This is a genomic window from Mitsuaria sp. TWR114, from assembly GCF_007997345.1.
Window position 1 is genome coordinate 1 of sequence record NZ_VOSR01000218.1, and the last position, 8,639, is coordinate 8,639.

The window sequence follows — 8,639 nt, forward strand, 5'->3', positions numbered from 1 at the left end:
GACGCGCTGCGCGCCGAGGGCGCCACGCGGGTGCTGGTGCTGCCGGCCTATCCGCAGTACTCGGGCGCGACCACCGCCAGCGTCGTCGACGACGTGGCGCGCTGGTCGCTGGCGCATCGCCACCTGCCGGAGTTCCGCTTCGTCAACCGCTACCACGACGACCCGCGCTACATCGCCGCGCTGGCCGACAGCGTGCGCGCCCACTGGAAGGCCGAGGGCCGCGGCGAGCTGCTGCTGATGAGCTTCCACGGCATGCCCGCGCGCACGCTGGCGCTGGGCGACCCCTACCACTGCGAGTGCCTGAAGACCGGCCGCCTGCTGGCCGAGGCGCTGGGACTGTCCGACGCCCAGTACAAGGTGAGTTTCCAGAGTCGCTTCGGCAAGGCGCGCTGGCTGGAGCCTTACACCGAGCCCACGCTGCGAGAGCTGGCCGGGCGCGGGCTGAAGTCGGTCGACGTGGTCTGCCCCGGCTTCTCGGCGGACTGCATCGAGACGCTGGAAGAGATCGACATGGAAGCGCGCGAAGCCTTCCTGCACAGCGGCGGCCAGCGCTTCAGCTACATCCCCTGCCTGAACGATCGCCCGGCCCACATCCGCGCGCTCGCGGCGATCGCCAGCGCCGTGCCCCAGGCACCGGCGCCGAGCACGCTGATCTTCATGCGCGGAGCAGTCATGGTCGGTCAGGGAGAACGAGGAGGAAGCGCCCGCAATGCAACACGCCGGCCGGCGGACAGGTCCGCGGGGCCGGCGTGCTCATGGGCCCCGGGGATCAGTTCGGGATGGCTTCGCCGTTGGACTGGCCGGCGGCGGCCATCTGGGCTTGCTGGGCCTCGAACATGGCCTGGAAGTTCACTTCCGTCAGCATCACCGGCGGGAAGCCGGCGCGCGTGCAGACGTCGGAGACGATCGCGCGCAGGTAGGGGTAGATCATCTGCGGGCAGACGATGGCCAGGATGCCTTCGAGCTGGTCCTGCGGCAGGTTGCGGATCTCGAAGATGCCGGCCTGCTTGGCCTCGATCAGGAACAGGGTCTTGTCCTGCACCGTGGTCGTGACGGTGGCGGTGACGCTGACCTCGAAGAGGCCCTCGGCCACCGGCTCGGCGGCCAGCGAGAGCTTGATGTCGACCTGCGGCTGGGCCTGCTCCAGCAGGATCGCCGGGGCGTTGGGCTGCTCCAGCGACAGGTCCTTCAGGTACATGCGCTGGATCTGGAACACGGGAGCGTTGTTGTCGTCGGCCATGGGGGTCATCCAAATGAAAAGGCCCGCCAGCGGCGAGCCGTGGCGGGCATTATGACCGAGCGCTCATGACCGCCCGGTGAGGGAATTCCGGAGGCCGCCAGGCGGCGTCCCGGACGGGCCTCAGGCCTGCAGCAGCGGCTGCAGACCGCCGCGCTGGTCCAGCGCGATCAGGTCGTCGCACCCACCGACATGGGTGTCGCCGATGAAGATCTGCGGCACCGTGCGGCGCCCCGTCAGCTGGATCATCGAATCGCGCTGCGACGGATCCAGGTCCACCCGCACTTCCTCGATCTGATCCACGCCCCGCTGCTTGAGCAGGGACTTGGCCCGCACGCAGTACGGGCAGACCAGGGTCGTATACATCTTCACGGCGGCCATCGCCAATCTCCAAAGTCGAATCGAGCGTCCGGTGGTCCGGCAAACCGGGTGCCGGTGCGGCTGCCAGGGCGATCAGGCCGCGGACTTCTCGACGGGCAAACTCGCTTCGCGCCAGGCGGCCAGACCGCCCTGGACCGCGACCGCGTTCGCGTAGCCCTGTTTCTGCAGGATGCCAGCGGCGCGCTGCGCGCGTGCGCCGGTCTTGCACATCAGCACCACCGGCAGGGCCTTGTTGCTGGGCAGTTGCTTGGCCGGCAGTTCGGTGCCAGTGAGCGTCGACAGCGGCACGTTGCGAGCGCCGTTGGCATGGCCGGCCGCGTACTCGGCGGGCTCGCTGACATCGATCAGCACGCCCTTCTCGCGGTTGACCAGGCGCACCGCCTCGGCGGTCGCCACGCCGCCCGCCTTGCCGCGCAGCGAGGGCCACAGCAGCAGGCCGCCCGAGGTGAGCGCGGCCAGCACGAGATACCAGTTTTCGATCAGGAACTTCAAGGCGGGGCCCGTGGGTTGAATCCAAAAGCTGCGGATTATAGGAAGGCCGGGGGCCGCGACGGCCCCCGGCGCTCACGCCAGCTTGAAGGTCGAGACTGCCGACTGCAGCGCCCGCGCCTGCTGTTCCAGGCTGTTGGCCGCCGCAGCCGCCTGCTCCACCAGCGCCGCGTTCTGCTGCGTCATCTGGTCCAGCTGCACCACCGACTCGTTGACATGGCCGATGCCCTGGCTCTGCTCGGCGGAGGCCGCGGTGATCTCGCTGATGATGTCCGAGACCCGCTGCACGCTGGCCACGATCTCCTCCATCGTCGCGCCGGCGTCCTGCACCAGGCGCGAGCCCGACTCGACCCGCGCCACGCTCGCGCCGATCAGGGTCTTGATCTCGCGCGCGGCTTCCGCGCTGCGCTGGGCCAGCGAGCGCACCTCGCCGGCCACCACCGCGAAACCGCGCCCCTGCTCGCCGGCGCGCGCGGCCTCGACCGCGGCGTTCAGCGCCAGGATGTTGGTCTGGAAGGCGATGCCGTCGATGACGCCGATGATGTCGCCGATCTTGCGCGAGCTCGCGCTGATCTCGTCCATCGTCGAGACCACCTGGCCCACCACCTCGCCGCCCTTCTTCGCGACGGTGGCGGCGCTGCCCGCGAGCTGGTTGGCCTGGCTGGCCGCGTCGGCGCTCTGGCGCACGGTCTCGGTCAGCTGCTGCATGTTGGAGGCCGTCTGCTCCAGCGAGCCGGCCTGCTTCTCGGTGCGCACCGACAGGTCCTGGTTGCCGGCCGCGATCTCGCGCGAGGCCACCGTCATCGAGTCGGTGCCGCTGCGCACGTCGCTCACGATCGCCGACAGGCCCTGCGACATGTCGCGCACCGCCGCCAGCAGGCTGGACTCGGCGCCCGGCGCCACCACGATGGTTTGCGACAGGTCGCCGCCGGCCATCTGACGCATGACGTCGCGGGCATATTCGGGTTCGCCGCCGAGCTGGCGCCACACGCTGGCGATCAGCAGCCACGATCCCGCGCCCAGGCAGACGACCACGATCAGGCCGCTCAGCACCGTCGCCCACAGGCCCGAGCCGACACCCTGCTCCGCGCGCGCCAGCGTCCCGTCGAAGGTGGTCCTGGCATCGGCGCGGGCGTCGCCCAGCGTCTGCTCCAGCGCCTTCTGCGCGGCCTGCATCTTGGGAATGGCGCCCGCCTGGTCGCCCTGCTTGATGCCGAGGAACAGCTGCGCGGTCTCGACCGAGGCGGCGTAGTAGGCCTCGAAGCCGCTCTCCAGTCGGGCGCCGGCATCGGCGCGCCCCGGGATAGCCTTGATCGAGGCGATCACCTTGCGCATCGCGGTGGCGCGCTCGGCGGCCTCGTCCAGGCGCTTCTTCTCGCCCTCGGCGACCGCGGACTGGATCGTCCCGCCCAGCGCCTCGAGCTGCGCGCCACCTGGTTGTGGCCACCAGATACGGATAGTCGGCCTCGCCCAGCGCGTGGATGGCGCCCGAGGTCCGCGACGAAAAGAACAGCACCACCGCGATGCCCACCGCGAAGACGATCGCCGCCAGCACCGGCAGCATCGCGATACGGGTCTTCAAGTTCATGCCTGACTCCAATTCATCCTGTGTCTCCAACGACCTCCCCGGGTCGATGGCGCCCCGCCCTCCCACGACGGCGAGGCGGGCGGCGGCCGAGGCCGCCCGCCGCCGGCGTCAATCGACGCTCAGCACCACCTTCACCGAGCCGTCGACGGCCGACTTCTCGATGTAGCCGATCGCATCGGCATTGGCCGCGACGAACTTCTTCACATCGGCCGAGCTGCCGAGCTCCTTGGGCGGCGTCCCCTTGCCCGAGAACACCAGGCGCGACCAGGCGGCCTTCACCTGGGCCGAGGACTTGCCGGTGGCCTTCGAATAGAAGTGCTCGCGCGCCGCGGCGCTTTCCGGCAAATCCACCGCCTGGGCGGCGCCGCCGCTGGGCAGCTGGTTGGACTTGCCCAGGAAGATGCTCGCGACCTGGTCGGCGCTCATCGAGGCGACCGGGCTCTTCGGATTGACCACGACGGCGACCTGCGCCTGTGCGGCCACGGCGGCGACCAGCATCGCGGCGCCGATGAGGGGCTTGATCATGTTGAACTGCATGAGGGTCTGTGCTCCGCTCAGAACACGAAGTCGACGGCGACGCTGTAGACGCCGACGCGCTCGTTGTTGAAGCCCGGCTGGACGTTGTAGAACTGGCCGGCGCCGGTGGTCTTGATGCTGTCGTACTGGGCCTTCACCGCGACGTTGCGCCAGGCATCCCAGCGCACGCCGACGGCGATGGTCTTCTGCGGCGTGCTCTGCGCGGCGGTGACCGCGTCGACGACGGCGCGCAGCGGCAGGCCACCCACGACCACCGTGCCCGGGATCGTGTTGTTGACGTTGCTGCTGTCGGTCTTCTGCTGCGACAGCGTCGCGTACGGCGTGAACTTTCCGACGCGGTAGCCGACCGTCGTGTACCAGCCGGTGGTGTCCGGCACGAAGGAATCGTTGCGGCGCTTGGTGTACTCGGCGGCGACGACCCACTGGCCTTCGTCATAGCTCAGGCCCACGCCGGAGAAGCTCGCATCCTTGTCGGTCGGGTCGATCTCGTTGCCGACCGAGGCGAACGGCGTCTGGCGCAGCGCGCCGACCAGCGAGCTCACCGTGGTGCTGTGCGCGGTCAGCTTGCCCTGCGCATGGCCCACGCGCAGGTTCAGGCCGTCGGCCAGCTCGACGGTGGCGTTCACGCCGACCATCTTCTTGAGCTCCAGCTTGGTCTGGCGCACGTAGGACGAGCTTTCGCCGCCGAAGACCTGCAGCGAGACGCTCTTGCCGGCGACCTGGGTGCTCCAGTTGACGTCGACGCCGTCGAAGTGGCTCACCGGCACCTGGCCGTAGACGTCGATCGGCGGACGCAGCCAGGTGTTGGCATAACCGACGTCGCGGAAGTCGGACACCGCGAAGAACGGCGCGCCCATGCGGCCGGCGCGGATCGCCAGGCCCGGCGTGGCCTGCCACTTGGCGAAGGCCCACTCGACCTGCGGCGTCCAGTCGCCCTTGCCGGTCTGCTTGGTCAGCACCTGCGCGGTCGCGGAAAACTGCGCATTGAACTTGGCCGTGCCCTGCAGGCCCAGCTTCGAATCGACCTCGCCGCTCAGCGACTTGTCGGCGCCATGGACCTGGCCCGGGATGACGTACTCGGCGCCATTCCTGGTCGTGCCCGTCAGGCCGACCGTGCCGAAGCCGGAGAACGAGAACATCGATTCCGACTGGCCCTGCGCCTGCGCGCCAAACGCCAGCAGCGCCAGCGCCATCGGCGCCAGTCGCAAGCTCTTCACCACCATCATTGCAAGTACTCCTGTACAGCGTGAATGCCCAACGCGGGCGTGTTCTTTTTTCGAACCAAACTTGGGCGTCCGATACGCCTTTCGCCCGGTGCGAAAGCAGTTGTCGGCGCTCCGGAAGGCTTCTTGAGACGGGGGGCCTGGAGGGCTGCCTCTAGAATCCGCCGGGCCTGCCGGAACCCGGCCAAACCTCACGAAACCCAAGACCCATGTACAAGCTCGTGCTGATTCGCCATGGCGAATCGACCTGGAATCTCGAGAACCGCTTCACCGGCTGGACCGACGTGGATCTGACGCCCACCGGGGTGGAACAGGCCAAGCAGGCGGGCCGTCTGCTGAAGGAAGCGGGCGTCGACTTCGACGTGGCCCACACCTCCGTGCTCAAGCGCGCCATCTGGACCCTGTGGCATTGCCTGGACCAGATGGACCGCCAGTGGCTGCCGGTGCGGCACAGCTGGCGCCTGAACGAACGCCATTACGGCGGCCTTCAGGGGCTGAACAAGGCGGACATGGCCAAGCAGTACGGCGACGAGCAGGTGCTCGTATGGCGCCGCAGCTATGACACCCCGCCGCCGGCGCTGGAAGCGTCGGACCCGCGCAGCGAGCGCGACGACATCCGCTATGCCGGCCTGCAACCGTCGGACATTCCGCTGACCGAGTGCCTCAAGGACACCGTGGCCCGCGTGCTGCCCTACTGGAACGAACAGATCGCACCCGCGATTCTGTCGGGCCAGCGCGTGCTGATCGCGGCCCACGGCAACTCGATCCGGGCCCTCGTGAAGTATTTGGACGGCATCGCCGACGAAGACATCGTTGGCGTGAATATTCCCAACGGCATCCCGCTGGTGTACGAGCTGGACAAGGACCTGAAGCCCATCAAGAGCTATTACCTTGGCGACGCCGAGGCTGCGGCCAAGGCGGCCGCGGCGGTGGCCAATCAGGGCAAGGCCTGACATCTCAGCCCGACATTTCGGGCCTGACGCCGCCAGCCGCCCGGCGGCCCTCTATTTGCGACGCAGCGCGGTCGCGAGCAGCTCCGCGATGCAGACCGCGTTGGTCTCGTGCGGAACCGCGTTGCTGCTCCAGATGTGACGCACGCCGGCCGCGCGCAGCGCCGGCAGGGCATCGCCGTTGAACAGCGCATGCGTCACGGCGACATCCACGCTGGCCGCGCCGCGCTCGAGCGCCTCACGCGCCGCGCCGATCAGCGTCCGGCCGGTCGAGGCCATGTCGTCCAGCAGCACGACCGAGCGCCCACGCACATCCAGCTCGGGAAACGCCAGCTGCACCTGCGTGTCGCCGAAGCGCACCTTGCGGCCGATCGCATGCTCGAGCTTGCCGGCACGCGCCGCCTCGGCGACCCACTGCCCCGACTCCTCATCCGGTCCGACCAGCACCGCGCCCGGCACCTGCACGGCGATGAAGCGCCCGAGCTGCGCCGCCGCCGACAGCGCAACGCCACGCCCGCGTGGCATCACCTCATCCAGGCTGGCGATCCGGTGCAGGTGCGGGTCGACAGTCACCACGCGGTCAAACTGCGTCGACAGCAGCGCCGCGATGTGACGCTGGCTGACCGCCTCGCCCGGCGTGAACTCCATGTCCTGCCGCATGTAGGCCAGATACGGCGCGACCAGCATCAGATGCCGAACGCCCCAGCCCCGCGCGGCCGGCGCGGCGATCAGCAGCTCGACCAGACGGTCGTTGGGCTGATGCTGCATCCCGCGCAGCACGATGATGTCGCTCGGCAGCGGCTTGGGCAGCACCACCCGCGTCTCCCCATCCGGGAAACGATGTCGCGTGATGACCCCCATCGGGCGGCCCAACTCCCTGGCCAGCCGCGTGGCCAGGTCCTGTTCGTCGTCGAAGCACAGCAGCATCGGCGGATCCTCGCATCAAACCGCGGCCGGAGGGCATGCGGCATTCCCGCTGATGGGCGATTGGAGGCCAAAACCCCCACGCCTTGCCGTCCCCGATCGACCCAGGACTCAGGGCCTGGGGAGTGCGTTTGAAAGTCGCTCGGCCAGAGCTTCAGCGAGGTGGCGGCGGTCCAGGCCTTCCGTCGGCATCGCGGGCAGTGAGCGGACTTCGACCGCCAGGTCCTTGGCGGTCAGGATGCGCCACAGGCTTTCCATCAAGGTCATCTGGCCGATGTATTGCGCGGCCTCGCTGTAGGGCCGGCCCGGCTGGTGCCAGCGCAGCACCACCGGCTGCAACGGGGTGTGCGTGCTGATCGCTGCCTGCAACAGGTTGCCGTGCAGCGGCAGCAGGGGGTAGCCCGCTCCCGTCGTGCCCTCGGGGAAGACCGCCACCGTCTCGCCAGCGGCCAGCGCCTCGGCCGTCTTGTGCACGACGCGCAGCGCGTCACGCTTGCTGGCGCGCTCGATGTAGAGCGTGCCCACCGCCGTCGCGAGCGATCCCACCAGCGGCCAGGTCGCGATGTCCGCCTTGGAGACGAAGCGCGCCTCCGGCATCACCGCGTGCATCGCCGCGATGTCCAGCCACGAGATGTGATTCGCGGTGATCAGGCGCGGCGCCGGCGCCTGCGGGCCCGGCGACTCCAGCCGCACCCCCAGCACCCGCAGCAATTTTCCCGACCACCAGCCGACATAACGCTGCTTCGTCGGGGTGTCGAAACCGGACCAGCGCACCTGCACGAGGAAGACCCCGTGCGCGATGTGCGCCAGCATGCGCAGCGCCCGCCAGACGCCGACCAGGGCGCGCATCAGGCCGTCCGCTCGACGTCGGTGACCAGCGATTCGTAGGCGACCGTGCCGGCCACCAGCGTGTAGCGCACGCGGCCCGGCAGCTCGAAGCCGGTGATGTCGAAGGAGAACGGGGTGTGCTTGCCCTGGCTGACCAGCCGCTCCGGCGTGACCGCGCCGCTGGCCTCGGCGTCGAAGACGACGACGTCGCCCACACCGCCCTCGACCAGCCGGCCAGCGCTTGCCGCCAGCGAGCCCAGCGCGCCGCCCAGGACCTTGACCGGACGGCCGGTGATGGTGTCGAGCGTCCGCGCCAGCGAGAGGCCCTCGTCCTGGCCCCAGCGCAGCGCCAGGCTGAGCAGCAGTTCCAGGCCGGTGGCGCCGGGTGTGGCCTCGGCGAAGGGCAAGGTCTTTTCGTCGGCGGCGACCGGGTTGTGGTCGCTGACCAGCGCGTCGATCGTGCCGTCGGCCAGCGCGGCGCG

General features: G+C 69.4%; 9 protein-coding genes and 3 pseudogenes. 2 read left to right on the forward strand and 10 right to left on the reverse strand.

Annotated features, from left to right (window positions below; genetic code table 11):
• Positions 1 to 615: pseudogene (hemH, locus tag FUT87_RS09875) on the forward strand (ferrochelatase); the annotation flags it as partial.
• Between the two features lie 8 nt (positions 616 to 623).
• Here hemH and FUT87_RS31675 read toward each other — a convergent pair.
• From FUT87_RS31675 to FUT87_RS09905, 7 genes and pseudogenes are all read right to left on the reverse strand, one after another.
• Positions 624 to 674 (reverse strand): annotated as a pseudogene (locus FUT87_RS31675) (hypothetical protein); the annotation flags it as partial.
• Between the two features lie 95 nt (positions 675 to 769).
• Positions 770 to 1,240 (reverse strand): protein-export chaperone SecB, encoded by a 471-nt coding sequence (gene secB, locus FUT87_RS09880; RefSeq protein WP_091726883.1) that lies wholly within the window; start codon positions 1,238 to 1,240, stop codon positions 770 to 772.
• A 120-nt stretch (positions 1,241 to 1,360) separates the two neighbouring features.
• Positions 1,361 to 1,618: a glutaredoxin 3 gene (gene grxC, locus FUT87_RS09885; protein ID WP_091726888.1), complete on the reverse strand. Its 258-nt coding sequence runs from the start codon at positions 1,616 to 1,618 to the stop codon at positions 1,361 to 1,363.
• Positions 1,619 to 1,690: 72 nt separating this feature from the next.
• Complete coding sequence (locus FUT87_RS09890) at positions 1,691 to 2,110, reverse strand: rhodanese-like domain-containing protein (protein ID WP_091726892.1); 420 nt, start codon at positions 2,108 to 2,110, stop codon at positions 1,691 to 1,693.
• 72 nt (positions 2,111 to 2,182) lie between these two features.
• Entirely contained in the window at positions 2,183 to 3,442 is a 1,260-nt protein-coding gene (locus tag FUT87_RS31385; RefSeq protein ID WP_147240907.1) for a methyl-accepting chemotaxis protein, read from the reverse strand.
• Between the two features lie 361 nt (positions 3,443 to 3,803).
• Positions 3,804 to 4,220: a hypothetical protein gene (locus FUT87_RS09900; RefSeq protein WP_091731487.1), complete on the reverse strand. Its 417-nt coding sequence runs from the start codon at positions 4,218 to 4,220 to the stop codon at positions 3,804 to 3,806.
• Between the two features lie 29 nt (positions 4,221 to 4,249).
• Positions 4,250 to 5,458 carry a porin gene (locus FUT87_RS09905; RefSeq protein ID WP_147240908.1) on the reverse strand — a complete coding sequence of 403 codons (1,209 nt, stop codon included), beginning with the start codon at positions 5,456 to 5,458 and terminating at the stop codon, positions 4,250 to 4,252.
• Positions 5,459 to 5,664: 206 nt separating this feature from the next.
• Here FUT87_RS09905 and gpmA point away from each other — a divergent pair, with 206 nt between their 5' ends.
• On the forward strand, positions 5,665 to 6,408 hold the full coding sequence (gpmA, locus tag FUT87_RS09910) for a 2,3-diphosphoglycerate-dependent phosphoglycerate mutase (protein ID WP_147240909.1): 744 nt from the start codon (positions 5,665 to 5,667) through the stop codon (positions 6,406 to 6,408).
• A 51-nt stretch (positions 6,409 to 6,459) separates the two neighbouring features.
• Here gpmA and FUT87_RS09915 read toward each other — a convergent pair whose 3' ends face one another.
• The 3 genes and pseudogenes from FUT87_RS09915 to FUT87_RS09925 form a co-directional block, all read right to left on the reverse strand.
• Positions 6,460 to 7,332, reverse strand: coding sequence for a ribose-phosphate diphosphokinase (locus FUT87_RS09915; protein ID WP_147240910.1), 873 nt, complete (start codon positions 7,330 to 7,332; stop codon positions 6,460 to 6,462).
• A gap of 108 nt (positions 7,333 to 7,440) precedes the next feature.
• The gene (locus FUT87_RS09920) at positions 7,441 to 8,178 is read right to left on the reverse strand and encodes a 1-acyl-sn-glycerol-3-phosphate acyltransferase (RefSeq protein WP_147240911.1); all 738 of its coding nucleotides are present in this window, start codon (positions 8,176 to 8,178) and stop codon (positions 7,441 to 7,443) included.
• A pseudogene (locus tag FUT87_RS09925) lies at positions 8,178 to 8,639 on the reverse strand (dihydroorotase); the annotation flags it as partial. The gene FUT87_RS09920 and the pseudogene FUT87_RS09925, both read right to left, overlap by 1 nt.